Below are 12,719 nucleotides of genomic sequence, written 5' to 3'. Positions count from 1 at the left end.
AGCCTTTCGTGACCGAGAATCAGGGCGCAGCCTCCGAGGCGCGCAGCGATTTCGTCGACAAGGTGAAGGGCCGCGTCAAGGAAGTGGCCGGCGCCGTGATCAACAACGACGAGCTCGCCGATCGCGGCCGGCTCGAGCAGGCCGAGGTGGAACGCCGCCGGGAGGCCGAGGCCACCGAGACCGCCGCCGCCCTCGAGATCGAGGAGGCGCAGCAGGACATCGCCGAGACGGAGGCCGAGGCGGACGTCGCACGGCAGTCCGTCGAGGACCGTACCGACGCGACCGAGGCTGCGGCACAGAACGATCGGCTCCGCGCGCACGAGACCGCGACGGCCGACGCGATGCGTGACGCCGAGCAGGGTCGCGTCGCCGCCGAGGCGCAGTCGGAACGGCGCATCGCCGAGGCCACCAGCGAGCGGCAGCAGGAGGAGGCCCGTGCGGCTGACGAGATCTCCGCTGCGCGAAGCGACTACGACGAGAAACTCGACGAGGCCGACGCGCTGGAGCAGGAAGCGGCGCAGGCACGCGAGCGCGCCGCCCGGGCCGAGCGCGAAGCCGCGTCGACCGACACCGAGGAGACCAAGTGAGTCTGTCCCTGCCCCGCCGGATCCTGCGACTGCAGTACTCGATCGCCCGACTTCCGTTGCAGGCGTTCGAGTCCACCGTGATCAGTCGGCTCGACGCCGAGGGTCCGGTCCGCGCGACGTACCAGCAGATCGTCGGAAGCATCGACGCCACCGCGGGTGCCGTCCTGGGTGACGAGGACCTCGCGCAGCGCGGCCAGAAGATGCGCAGCGCGGCGGCGGATCTCGAGAAGGCCACCCGTCTCGAGGCGCAGGCGCGAGAGAAGCGTGCGCAGGCGACGCGCGAGACGCAGAACCGAGTCGACGACGCGACGACGCGGGCGAAGAAGGCTCGCGAGACCGCCGAGGAGAAGGCGACCGACGCGGCCGACCAGGAGATCGAGAACAAGGTCGCCGCGGGCAAGAAGGCCACCGCGCGACTCGAGGACCGCAAGTCGCGCGCCGACGACATCGCCGACAAGCGGATCTCGGCGGCCGAGGCCGAGCGCGAGGCGAAGCTGTCGGAGGTCGAACGCCGTGAGGCCGAGGCCAAGGCTCCGCGCACCGAGGAGATCGAGGACGCGGCGAACAAGCTCGAGGACGCCGCCGAGAAGCGCGACGACGCCGAGCGCCTGGCGGACGTCGCGGAGGCGTCGAAGGACAGCTGACACCGCCCGTCGACTCACCGTCTGCCCCCGACAGTCACTGGACTGCTCGGGGGCAGACCACTCGGTGGGGCCGACAGTGAGACGATGGCGGACGTGAGCACATCAGACACGACGCCGCGCCAGGCCGGCCAGCGCACGCTGCGCCCGCTCGAGCAGTCCGTCAAGCTGCAGAACGTCCTCTACGAGATCCGTGGACCCGTGCACGCCCACGCCGCCCGTCTCGAGGCCGAGGGCCACCGCATTCTGAAGCTCAACATCGGCAACCCCGCGCCGTTCGGCTTCGAGGCGCCCGACGTGATTGTGCGCGACATGATCGCCGCGCTCCCCACGGCGCAGGGGTACTCCGAGTCCAAGGGCATCATGTCGGCCCGCCGCGCCATCGTCACCCGCTACGAGTTGGTGGACGGCTTCCCGTTCCTCGACGTCGACGACATCTACCTGGGCAACGGCGTGTCCGAGTTGATCACGATGACGATGCAGGCGCTGCTGGACGACGGCGACGAGGTCCTCATCCCGGCGCCCGACTACCCGCTGTGGACGGCGATGACGACGCTGTCCGGCGGCAAGGCGGTGCACTACCGCTGCGACGAGGAGAACGACTGGAACCCCGACCTCGCGGACATCGAGTCGAAGATCACCGATCGCACCAAGGCGCTCCTGGTCATCAACCCGAACAACCCGACGGGTGCGGTGTACTCCGAGGAGGTGCTGCGCGGGATCGCGGCGCTGGCACGCAAGCACAGCCTGTTGCTGCTGGCCGACGAGATCTACGACAAGATCCTGTACGACGGCGCCCAGCACGTGTCCATGGCGACGATGGCGCCGGACCTGCTGTGCCTCACCTTCAACGGTCTCTCCAAGGCCTACCGGGTGGCCGGGTACCGCGCGGGCTGGCTCGCGATCACCGGGCCCAAGGACCACGCCGCGGGCTTCCTCGAGGGCATCAACCTGCTGGCGTCCACCCGCCTGTGCCCCAATGTCCCTGCGCAGCATGCCATTCAGGTCGCACTCGGTGGCCACCAGAGCATCGGGGACCTCATCCTGCCGGGAGGGCGGCTGCTCGAACAACGTGACGTCGCGTGGGAGGGGCTCAATGCCATTCCCGGCGTGAGCTGCGTCAAGCCACGCGGTGCGCTGTACGCCTTCCCGCGCCTCGATCCCGAGGTGCACGAGATCCACAGCGACGAGAAGCTGGTGCAGGACCTGCTGCTGCAGGAGAAGATCCTGGTGGTGCAGGGAACCGGCTTCAACTGGCCCGATCACGATCACCTGCGCATCGTCACGCTGCCGTGGGCCCGCGATCTGCGCACCGCGATCGAACGGTTCGGCAACTTCCTGTCGTCGTACCGGCAGTGACACCGACCCGGCGCCCGTCGAATCTGGCGGCGTTCGTCGACGCGCTGCCCAAGGTGGAGCTGCACGTCCACCTCGAGGGGTCGATGTGGCCGAGCACGCTGAAGGCGTTGGCGGACAAGCACCAGGTCGAGGCGATCCCGCGCACCGAGGATGCGCTGCGGGAGTGGTTCGAGTTCCGCGACTTCCCGCACTTCATCGAGGTGTACCTGACGTCGATCGGCGTGCTGCGCGATCCCGAGGACTTCGCACGGCTCGCGTACGACAGCCTCACTGCGCTGGCGACGCACCACGTGCGGTACACCGAGATGCACATCAGCCTCTTCGGGCACCTCATGCGCGGGGTGGACGCGGCGGCGGTGTTCGAGGGCGTCGAGGAGGGCCGACGCCGCGCGGAGACCGAGACCGGCATCGTCGCGCGCTGGATTCCCGATTTCCCGGGTGACTTCGGCACCGATGCGGCGAACCGCACCCTCGACGCCGTGCTCGCGCATCGCGTCGACTCGATCGTCGGATTCGGCATCGGGGGCATCGAGGTGCCGCGCGCCGAGTTCGCCGACGTGTTCGCACGGGCGACGGCGGCGGGGCTGCACTCGCTCCCCCACGCGGGCGAGACCGGTGGACCGGACAGCATCTGGTCCGCGCTGCGCGACCTGGGTGCCGAACGCATCGGTCACGGCATCGCCGCATTGGGCGACCCGGAGCTCGTCGCGTACCTGATCGAGCACCGGATCCCGCTCGACGTCTCCCCCACCTCCAACATCCGCACTCGGGTGGTCGAGTCGCTCGACGTGCACCCGCTGCCGGCGATGATCGACGCGGGGCTGACGGTGACGCTCAACAGCGACGACCCGTCGATGTTCGGCACCGACCTCACCACCGAGTACCTCGCCGCGCACGGCATTGGGTTGGACGCGTCGGCTCTGCGCTCGCTCGCCCTCGCGGGAGTCGACGCGTCGTACGCGGATGCGGAACTGAAGAGGCAGATGCGGGCGGAGATCGCGGCGGTCGAACTCCCGGAGGTCTAGGGGCGCTGCATGTCCTCCAGCCACCCACACCCCTCCCCGCAGGCTGCAGGGGGTGTGCGCCTCGCGGAACCCTCGCAGCACGGCGTGCCCGTGTTCCCGCGGGCGTTCCAGGTTCCCGCGGATGCTGCAACACCTACGAGAACCCGGAACCCCTACGGGAGCGCCCACACCACCAGCCGGCACACTCCCTGACCTGCACTTGATGTGACGCGCGGTGCCATATACCCCGCTGTGTGACACAACACAACATCTCGGGCACATTTTTGAACCCCGTGATGATCGGACCGCGTGTTCGCGGGTATGTTCATACATGAGCCCTTCGGGGTTCCGAAAGCGCCGAACGGCCCCCCACCCCCCCGGTGGGTCGCTCGGTCGGTGGCGGGGGACACCCCCCCTGCTTCCCCGCCACCCGCTTTCGTCCCGCGCCGCTCGCGCCCACATTTTCTTCTCCGCGCCACCGTTAGTGTTGGCGTCGTGACACACGGCCACGGACACAGCTCCGGTCCCGCCCCCATCGGGAAGATCGCCGCGAGACTGGTGCTCGGCATCCTCGCCGTCGTCGGCATCGCCGCGATCGTGGGCGTGGTGCTGCTGTGGCCCAGCGATCGCACCGTCGAGGTGCCGGCGCCGTTCCAGAGCGCGACCGGCGGCGTGGTGGCCACCGAGTACGGCACCGTGGTGTCGCAGGACATCGGTCCGTGCGGCAGTTCCTCCAACGGGCGCGTCTTCAGCGGCGCCCCCACTCCGCCCACCGTCTCGGGCTTCGAGTGCAACCGCAGCATCGTCTCGATCGACACCGGCGTGAACGAGGGCACCCGCACCCTGCTCGAGGTGACGCCGGGACCGGGCACGCCCGATCTGCGCGTCGGCGAGGAGATCCGCCTCGTCCGCGGCACCGACGACAGCGGTACCGCGATCTACGGGTTCGACGACTACTCCCGCACCACGCCGCTGCTGCTGGTGGTCGCGGTCTTCGCCGTCGTCATCTGCGTGGTCGCGCGGTGGCGCGGGTTGCGTGCGCTGCTCGGACTCGGTCTCGCGCTCGGGGTGCTGGTGGGCTTCGTGCTCCCCGCCATCCTCGACGGCCGATCCGCCATCCTGGTCGCCCTGGTCGGCGGCACGGTCATCCTCTACGGCGTGCTGTACCTGGCGCACGGGCCCAATCTGAGAACCAGCTCGGCGCTGCTCGGAACCGTGGTGTCGATGGGCGTCGCCGCCGGACTGTCCGAGGCAGCGATCCGCCTGACCCGGGTGACCGGTCTGTCGGAGGAACAGAACACCGACGTGCAGGCCTATCTCGACCACGTCAGCATCACCGGGCTCCTGCTCGCCGGGTTCATCATCGGATCGCTCGGCGTGCTGAACGACGTGACGATCACCCAGGCCTCGGCAGCCTTCGAGCTCGCGGCACTCGATCCCGACGCCACCCGACGCTCGATCTTCACGTCCGCGATGCGCGTCGGGCGGGACCACATCGCCAGCACCGTTTACACGCTCGTCCTGGCCTACGCGGGTGGTGCGCTGCCGCTGCTACTGCTCTTCAGTGTCGCCGGCCGCTCGTTCGGGAACGTGCTGACCGGGGACGCGGTGGCGATCGAGATCGTGCGCTCGTGTGTGGGCGGCACGGCCCTCGCGCTGTCCGTGCCGCTCACCACCGCCATCGCCGTGATGCTCGCCCGGCCACCCCGCGGACGCGCCCCCGTGAGCGGTCGGCACTCCGCGCGCTGACGCTCGACCGCGAATCGGGAAACTTCACAAAGTTCGGCCACGAGGTATGCACTGGCACTACAAAACATTCTCATGTATTGTTTCGGTGGGTTCGGGAACCTGCGCGTTTGTTTGACGCAACTTCGCAGAGCACGACGACTATGTGAGGACACACAATGAACACTCTGGCCGCAGAGGACGTCGACCGTATCCGCCGGGTACTCGACAAGTACGGAAAGCTCCCGGTCGCCATCGACGCAGTCGCCGACGACGCCGACCTGTACGACGCAGGTCTGACGTCGCACGCGAGCGTCAATGTGATGATCGGCCTCGAGGACGAGTTCGACGTCGAGTTCCCGGATCGCCTGTTGCAGAAGGCCACGTTCGCGAGCGTCTCGGCCATCGCCGACGCCGTCGCAGAGCTGGCGTGATCGCGATGACCACACTCGAGGCTCCCTCCGCCCTTCCCCCCATCGATCCGGACGCGCCCGCAGGCCTGGCGCAGATCCCGCTCGAGGACGTGCTCGCCGTGGTGCGCAGCAACGCCGAGCTGGTCGACCGTGAGGCTCGCTTCCCCACGGAGTCGGTGCAGGCTCTGAAGTCCGCGGGCCTGCTCTCCGCGTCGGTTCCGACGTCGCTGGGCGGTGCCGGGCTCACCCTGACCGAGCTCGCGACCGTCGGCCGCGCTCTCGGCGGCGAGTGCGCGTCCACCGCCATGATCTACGCGATGCACCACACCCAGGTGCTCTCGCTGACCCGCCACGGCATGGAGTCCCCGGTCATCCGGGAGTTCCTGGCCAACATGGTCGTCGAGCAGCCCCTCGTCGCCTCCGCCACCACCGAGATCAACATCGGTGGCGACGTCCGCACCAGCGGGTGCGCGGTGGAGTACGACGGCGACCGCTACACGCTCACCAAGAACGCCCCCGTCATCTCGTACGGCGAGTACGCGGACGTCATCCTGGCCACCGCCCGTCGGTCCCCCGACGCCGCACCCAGCGATCAGGTGCTCGTCGCGTGTCAGCGCGAGGACGTCACGCTGCAGAAGACCGGCACGTGGGACACCATGGGCTTCCGCGGTACGTGCAGCCCCGGCTTCATGCTCCGCGCGTCGGGTTCGGCCGAGTGGGTCGTTCCTGCCACCTACAGCGACATCTCCGCCCAGACGATGCTGCCCTCGGCTCACGTCCTGTGGGGTGGCGCCTGGTTGGGCATCGCCGATGCCGCGGTGCGCAAGGCTCGCAAGTCCGTGCAGAAGCTGGCCCGCAAGACGCCCGGCGTCACGCCGCCGTCCGCCGCGCGCCTCGCCGAGCTGCTCGTGGTCCATCAGCAGCTGTCCGACACCGTGTTCACGGCAGCCGCGAAGTTCGACTCCATCGCCGACGATCCGGCTGCGCTCAGCGCCATCGGTTTCGCGCTGCAGATCAACAACGTCAAGGTCACGGCGTCCGATCTGCTCATCGACATCGTCGCCCGCGCGCTGCTCATCTGCGGCATCGCCGGCTACCGCGAGGACAGTGAACTGCGCATGAGCCGCCACCTCCGCGACTCGCACGGTTCCGCGATCATGGTGAGCAACGAGCGCATCCTCAACCACAACGCGCAGCTCTCGCTCGTCTACAAGGGGATCTGACCATGACCTCCACACTCGACCGCGACGTGGTCTCCGATCTCGATCTCGCCCGTGCCGATTTCCGCGATCAGCTCGTCGGCGCCGGTCTTCTCGTCCCCAGTTCCCTCGACGGCCTGTACGGCCGCTCGGGCGAGTTCGAGGACATCATCGATCTCATCGACTCCAGGGTGAAGGCCGCAGGCGCTGCCGCACACGGAGATGCGCTGCGCCGCTTCCGGTTCCCGCCGGTGTTCCCGCGCGATGCGTTCGAGAAGACCGACTACATCGCCTCGTTCCCCAACCTCACCGGTGCCATCACCACCTTCTCCGGTGACAACAAGGCCCACGCCGAGCTGCTCGCGGCACGGTCCGAGGGCAAGGACTGGGACCACTGGCTCGAGTCCGCCGGCACCATGCTGGTGTCGGCCGCGTGCCACCCGTCCTACTCCATGCTCACCGGTCAGCTTCCCGACGGCGGCACCATGCTCGACGTCTACGGGTACTGCTTCCGCCACGAGCCCGCCGTGGATCCTGCTCGCATGCAGGCGTTCCGGATGCACGAGTTCGTCCAGGTCGGCACGCCCGATCAGGCAGTGGAGCACCGCGAGTCGTGGATCGAACGCGGCATGACGGTGCTGTCCGACCTCGGGCTCGACGCCTCGCCCGTCATCGCCAACGATCCGTTCTTCGGTCGCGCGGGCCGCATGTTGGCCGCGAACCAGCGCAACGAGAACCTCAAGACCGAGCTCGTCGTGCGTCTCTACGGCGACCTGGACGAGGGCACCGCGGTGGTGTCGTGCAACTGCCACCGCGACCACTTCGGGCAGACCTTCGACATTCGTACCGCGGACGGCAACGAGGCCCACAGTGCCTGTGTCGGTTTCGGTATGGAGCGCATCGCCCTCGCGATGGTGCGCACTCACGGCCTCGACACCTCGCAGTGGCCGGCGTCGCTCCGCCTGAGCTGATCTACCTCTCGAGAACCGTCACCGTCGCCCTGGCTGTGCTGTTCACCGCTCGGACATGCCCTCGCGGCGTGGTCGAACCCGCGCGTGGCAGCAGAGTCAGGGCGCGGCTCGTTCCGGGGGCGAGGTGGAACCACGAGTCGGACGCCCGGTAGCCGTCCACGTCCACGCACACGTACTGCGCGGCATCCGAGCACGCGACGGTGAGGGTCCACCGGCCGTCGTCCTCCGGTGCCGCCGACGCGGTGAGACCCACCGAGTTCTGCAGCGGGAGCAGCCCGTCCTCCACGAGATGCACCGCCTCGGCGAGCACGGTGCCGTCCGGGGCCGCCAGCACGACACTGACGGCGTCGACGGTGCGCGAACCGAATCGGTGAGCGTGCGTCATGTCGGTGAACCTGCCGACGACACCGTCCGCGGTACCGGTCCAGGACGAGCGCGCATCGAGAGCGAGTTGCTGAACACCCTCGGCAGCAACGGCTCCCGTGCGCTGATGCGCCCGCACGGTGAGTGTCCCGGCCACAGGTTCCGCTCCGTCGTTCATCACGTCGAGACGGAGCCCGTCCATCCCCTCGTCCGTCACGAGGACAGCGATCGGCGCACTGGCCCGCGCCATCGCGTACCAGGGTGCCTTGGCCGCGCCGGTGCTGTCGGTGAAGCCCCACCCCGCACCCGGCTCCAGGTCGCGCAGCGTCAGCACCAGCGCTCCCCCGCAACCCGAGTCCGTCTGCCGCCAGAACCCGAACGACTGCGTCACCGCCTCACAGACGGCCGCGCGCCCCAGATCGAGGTAGCGCTCCGGATCGTCGCGGCGCACCGCGGACGGCTCCACGTCGAAGAGGGTGCGCACGTAGTGGTCTCGCACGTCCTCGAAGTCCCACGACGTTCCCCGATCACGCGGAACCGTTGCTTTCCAGCGCGGTTCGTGGCCCGCCGGATGCGCCGAGCCGAACACGGAGTCGACGACGCGTCGCTCCGGGGGTACGGAGAACGCCAGGCACTCCGTCGCGAACGCCACGCGGGCGTACCGGACGTCCGACAGGGGCCGCAGGTAGCCGCCGATGCCGAAGTAGTGCGCGAAGCCGGAGCCCACGTGGGTGGCGAGGTCGCCGCCCGACGGGGTGGACGGGACGTACGAGACGCCGGAGAAGGCGTGCACCACATCCGGAATGACCTTGTCCAGCAGCGGTATCCGTGACTCGTCCGCGGCGAGCCCGAGCATCGTCGGCTGCTGGTACGTCTCGCTACCGCCGCTCACCACCACGAGGGAGGGGCCTCCGGCGGTCGCGAGCATCGCCCGGACCTCGTCGACGACGGCGGACTCGACGCCTGGATCGTCCGGTGGATCGACGGTCGCCAGCATGACGTCCTGCCACACCATGATGCCCAGTTCCGAACAGAGCGTGTGGAACTCGGCCGACTCGTAGACCATCGTGCCCGTGAGTCGCACCATGTTCAGCCCGGCCTCGGCGTACGAGGTCAGGGTGTCCCGCAGGTGTTCGGCATCGTTCTGCAGCGTGATCGGGTCGAGCGGGACCCAGCATCCGCCGCGGCAGAAGACGGGCACCTCGTTCACGAGCAGCGTCGTACCGTGCAGTGCGCTCGAGCGGAAACCCACCTGGGAGTGCTCGACGTGACCGTCGACGGTCACGGTGACGTCGTGGAGGGTCGGATCACCGTGCGTGTGCGGCCACCACAGGGCTCTGTTCCCGACGTCGATCTCGTCCGTCACTCGCCCGTCCGCATCAGTCGGGAGCTCGAACGTACTGTCGCCCAGCTCGATCCGCACCGCGGCGCCGGCTGTGGCCGTACCGTCGGCCTGCAGGACGCAGCGTCCGTCCCGCACCAGCCCGCGCACCGTCACGGCGGGGACGTCCACGGCGACACAGCGCACAGCGCGCCACGGTCCGACCGGAGCCGGGGCACCGGTGAAAACGGGGGCGCGGCCGAGCATCGAGGTGCGGATCCACCGGAGACCCTGCGACGAGATCATGGACGACCGCCACCGGCCGCGCGGGCGTCGCTTCGCCAGCGCCGCGTCGAGGGAACGGCAGCACAGCGCAAGGGACACGGTGCCGTCGACCGCAGCCTCGACGGTGACGGGAACGAACATCGACGTGCTGGTGGTCGTCAGCGTTCCGTCGATCCAGACCTCCGCGAGGGTGGCGATGCCCTCGAGGTGCAGCCGTATAGACCGCGTCCCGTCCGGCACCCGCACCTCGGTGCGGAACCACCAGTCGCGCCCGTCGAGGTCCTCGATGGGCAGCCCCGCCGCGGCCAGGGCGCCGGCGACGGTACCCGGAACCTGCACGGGCACAGCGGGATCAGTGTCCGCGAGGCCCTCGGGGCTCTCGACGGCACCGGCCTCCGTCGACAGGAGCGTCCAGTGCGCGTCGGCCAGCAGATCGAGCGGCGCGGTCACAGCGCCGAACGCACTGCGTCCATACCGCGCTGCCAGGCCGCTGCCATGCCGGCCATCGAGTCACGCACGTCGACGTCGCGTCCCCGAGCGGCTCGCGCCATCCGGAACTGCACGGACTTGGCGCCGGACGCCACCTCCCGGAAGGGCTCGGCGGCAGCCGCCGCACCGGCGACCCCACGGCGCTCGAGGTACTCGGCCAGGTCGGCCGCGAGTTCGGCGGTGGAGCCACACTGACGGAGCGTGCCGAAGGACCACAGGTGGAAGAAGTCCGGGCCCGCCTTCTGGATCAGCGCGACGTCCTCGACGACACGCTCACCGAGACGCTCGACCGGGTTGCCCGCATCGGCGCGCTCGAGATGAGCACGCACCACCTGCAGATCGTGATCGTCGGTCTCCGGACCGGCGGCCAGAGCGTCACGGTCGACGACGACCCGCTCGACGTAGGGCGGCAGCGCCACCGTTCCGGGCGCGAGCGACCGGGCGAGTGCGCCGTCGAAGTCGTCTCCCTCGAGGCGGAACAGACCGGCGTTGTGGAAGTAGTCGAGCCGTCGCGCGTCGGCATCGATGGCCGTCGGCACGATCGTCGTCTTGGTGTGCTCCCGGCCGTAGCTGGTGCCGTCCGTGTCGGGGAGGTAGAAGGCGTCGATCTCGACCGTGCTCAGCACACCGTCGTGCATGTTCTCGATCAGGTGCTCTCCGAACGGCTTCCAGATGTTCATCTCGGAGACGTCCACCCCGTAGAGGACGCGGAGATCCTCGGGCTGGAACTTCACGAAGTCCCACTGCCGGCCGTCGAACCCTGCACTGAGGGCGAATGCCAGTGCGGGGGTGGGATCGGCGCCCATCGCGTGCAGCAGTTCGATCCACAGGTCGACGTAGCAGTTGGTCTCGGACCACGTGCGCTCCGACGAGTGCAGGGAGTGCGATCGGTACGTCGCGGGATCGAGGTCCGCGGGCAACGGGGACCCGCCCACCGGCGTCGCCGAGAGATTCACCGTCACTGCTCCTCCATTGGTCGTCGACACGAGGTGTCGGCCCACGCGTTCACATCACTCACGACAGTAGCCGCGAGAGAGGCGATCAGAACCCTCCGAAGTCGCCGCCACCACCGAAGTCCCCGCCACCACCGAAGTACCCACCACCACCGAAGTCCCCGCCCCCGAAGTCCCCACCCCCACCGAAGTCCCCGTCGGTCTCGTCGGCGAACGGGTCGGCGGTGGTGGTGACGGGCGGCGGGACTCCGCGCGACCCGACGGGCGCCACCGCGCTGGTGGGTGCCACGGACGGGGTGCTGACCGTGGCGGGGTCCATCGGCTCGGGCATCGAGGTGAAGGCCCATGCCGCGGCGCCCGCCATGACGGCGCACGAGAAGGCGATGACGAGGGCGACGGGGACCCTGCTTCGCTTCGGATCGGGCACCGGTTCCCCGCCCACGTCGACGACGTCCGCGGGCGCCGACGCGTCGGGCTCGAGGTCCGGCTCGGCGGGGGCGGCCGCGAAGGCGACGGTCTGATCCGCGGAGGAGGGGTCGGGCGCCGGTACCGACACGCGCGGCGCGCGCGGGTCCAGTGCGGTGAGTACGGGAACGCCGAAGCGTTCCGCGGCCGCGATCGACAAAACAGGGATGGGCGAACCGCCCCCGACGAGGATCACCGCGTCGAGGTCGCGCTCGCCTAGAAGCGACGCCGCGGTGTCGAGCGAGAGGTCGAGCAGGGGGCGAACCGCGGTCTCGAACTCCTGACGCGTGATGAGGGTGGTGCCGCCGCCGGGGGTGCGCGCGACGGTCGCGGAGGACAGTGACTCCTTCACCCGGCGGCAGAAGACGATGACGTCCGTGTCGTCCGCGCCCTCGGCGGGGCGCTCCAGAATGCCGCGGTCGACGATGTGATCGAGCACGATGTGATCGAAGACATCCCCGCCGGCCACCGAGGAGTCGACGGAGTCCAGGACGGCCATCTCGTCGACGTCCACGAGGCTCGCCGTCGCGCCGCCACGACCCAGGTCGTAGAGCAACACCGTGGTGAGACCGGACAGAACGCCCGAATCGACCACGTCCCGAGGGACCGACGTCACAGCTTCGGTGTCGGACATCCGTCGGCGCTTCCTCTCGGTGGGTGGTGATTCCCCTGCGTTGTCACTTGTCACAGCCCTGTTCCCGTCGCACCCGCTTCGAGCCGAGGAACCGGACAGCCTCTGCTGTATGGCGCCCAAAAGAATCTTCCGGTATGTTAAACGATGAAATAGGGAACTGTGAGATCGGTACCGGTCGTGGATGCGACCGGGCACACCTTACTGCCAGGTAGGGCCCCAGGGCGACTGTCAGTGGCACATCGATCGCAGAAATCCCTCACCGAGCAGCGTGTCGAGCGGGGCCGACGCGCACGGCCGAGCTTCGCCGACG

The 12,719-nt window shown here is 69.2% G+C and carries 11 protein-coding genes; 8 read left to right on the top strand and 3 right to left on the bottom strand.

The annotated features are described in order from the left end of the window. Positions 1 to 8: 8 nt before the first annotated feature. From JOE30_RS06805 to JOE30_RS06770, 8 genes are all read left to right on the top strand, one after another. The gene (locus JOE30_RS06805) at positions 9 to 587 is read left to right on the top strand and encodes a hypothetical protein (protein ID WP_204869920.1); all 579 of its coding nucleotides are present in this window, start codon (positions 9 to 11) and stop codon (positions 585 to 587) included. Next, positions 584 to 1,231, top strand: a complete 648-nt coding sequence (locus tag JOE30_RS06800; protein ID WP_204869919.1) for a hypothetical protein — start codon at positions 584 to 586, stop codon at positions 1,229 to 1,231. Before JOE30_RS06805 ends, JOE30_RS06800 begins: the two co-directional genes overlap by 4 nt. Before the next feature lie 84 nt (positions 1,232 to 1,315). Beyond that, positions 1,316 to 2,587 (top strand): pyridoxal phosphate-dependent aminotransferase, encoded by a 1,272-nt coding sequence (locus JOE30_RS06795; protein ID WP_307096178.1) that lies wholly within the window; start codon positions 1,316 to 1,318, stop codon positions 2,585 to 2,587. Next, a complete protein-coding gene (gene add / locus JOE30_RS06790; RefSeq protein ID WP_204869918.1) occupies positions 2,584 to 3,612 on the top strand; it encodes an adenosine deaminase in 1,029 nt (342 codons plus the stop codon). Before JOE30_RS06795 ends, add begins: the two co-directional genes overlap by 4 nt. Positions 3,613 to 4,086: 474 nt before the next feature. After that, on the top strand, positions 4,087 to 5,340 hold the full coding sequence (locus JOE30_RS06785; protein ID WP_307806090.1) for a YibE/F family protein: 1,254 nt from the start codon (positions 4,087 to 4,089) through the stop codon (positions 5,338 to 5,340). A 155-nt stretch (positions 5,341 to 5,495) separates the two neighbouring features. Then, positions 5,496 to 5,750 (top strand): acyl carrier protein, encoded by a 255-nt coding sequence (locus JOE30_RS06780; protein WP_204869916.1) that lies wholly within the window; start codon positions 5,496 to 5,498, stop codon positions 5,748 to 5,750. Positions 5,751 to 5,755: 5 nt separating this feature from the next. Beyond that, on the top strand, positions 5,756 to 6,952 hold the full coding sequence (locus tag JOE30_RS06775; RefSeq protein ID WP_027506959.1) for an acyl-CoA dehydrogenase family protein: 1,197 nt from the start codon (positions 5,756 to 5,758) through the stop codon (positions 6,950 to 6,952). 2 nt (positions 6,953 to 6,954) lie between these two features. After that, positions 6,955 to 7,899 carry an amino acid--[acyl-carrier-protein] ligase gene (locus JOE30_RS06770; protein WP_204869915.1) on the top strand — a complete coding sequence of 315 codons (945 nt, stop codon included), beginning with the start codon at positions 6,955 to 6,957 and terminating at the stop codon, positions 7,897 to 7,899. A 1-nt stretch (position 7,900) separates the two neighbouring features. Here the strand turns inward: JOE30_RS06770 and JOE30_RS06765 are convergent, their stop codons facing one another. The 3 genes from JOE30_RS06765 to JOE30_RS06755 all read right to left on the bottom strand — a co-directional run bounded on the left by JOE30_RS06765 (position 7,901) and on the right by JOE30_RS06755 (position 12,409). After that, positions 7,901 to 10,318 carry a beta-mannosidase gene (locus JOE30_RS06765; protein ID WP_307806089.1) on the bottom strand — a complete coding sequence of 806 codons (2,418 nt, stop codon included), beginning with the start codon at positions 10,316 to 10,318 and terminating at the stop codon, positions 7,901 to 7,903. Then, positions 10,315 to 11,319, bottom strand: coding sequence for a DUF1839 family protein (locus JOE30_RS06760; protein WP_371831710.1), 1,005 nt, complete (start codon positions 11,317 to 11,319; stop codon positions 10,315 to 10,317). The genes JOE30_RS06765 and JOE30_RS06760 overlap by 4 nt, the downstream gene beginning before the upstream one ends. Before the next feature lie 79 nt (positions 11,320 to 11,398). Further along, positions 11,399 to 12,409 (bottom strand): Hsp70 family protein, encoded by a 1,011-nt coding sequence (locus tag JOE30_RS06755; protein WP_204869914.1) that lies wholly within the window; start codon positions 12,407 to 12,409, stop codon positions 11,399 to 11,401. Positions 12,410 to 12,719: the final 310 nt, after the last annotated feature.

This window comes from Rhodococcus sp. PvP016 (genome assembly GCF_017832185.1).
In the GTDB taxonomy this organism is placed as follows: domain Bacteria; phylum Actinomycetota; class Actinomycetes; order Mycobacteriales; family Mycobacteriaceae; genus Rhodococcoides.
The sequence above is the reverse complement of the archived record's forward strand: the minus strand, read 5'-3'. Positions and strand labels throughout refer to the sequence as shown.

Excerpts from the sequence above, each read along its gene's own strand:
- JOE30_RS06795 (WP_307096178.1), top strand. The coding sequence starts at position 1,316 with ATGGCGGACGTGAGCACATCAGACACGACGCCGCGCCAGGCCGGCCAG.
- JOE30_RS06780 (WP_204869916.1), top strand. The coding sequence starts at position 5,496 with ATGAACACTCTGGCCGCAGAGGACGTCGACCGTATCCGCCGGGTACTC.
- JOE30_RS06775 (WP_027506959.1), top strand. The coding sequence starts at position 5,756 with ATGACCACACTCGAGGCTCCCTCCGCCCTTCCCCCCATCGATCCGGAC.
- JOE30_RS06770 (WP_204869915.1), top strand. The coding sequence starts at position 6,955 with ATGACCTCCACACTCGACCGCGACGTGGTCTCCGATCTCGATCTCGCC.
- JOE30_RS06755 (WP_204869914.1), bottom strand. The coding sequence starts at position 12,409 with ATGTCCGACACCGAAGCTGTGACGTCGGTCCCTCGGGACGTGGTCGAT.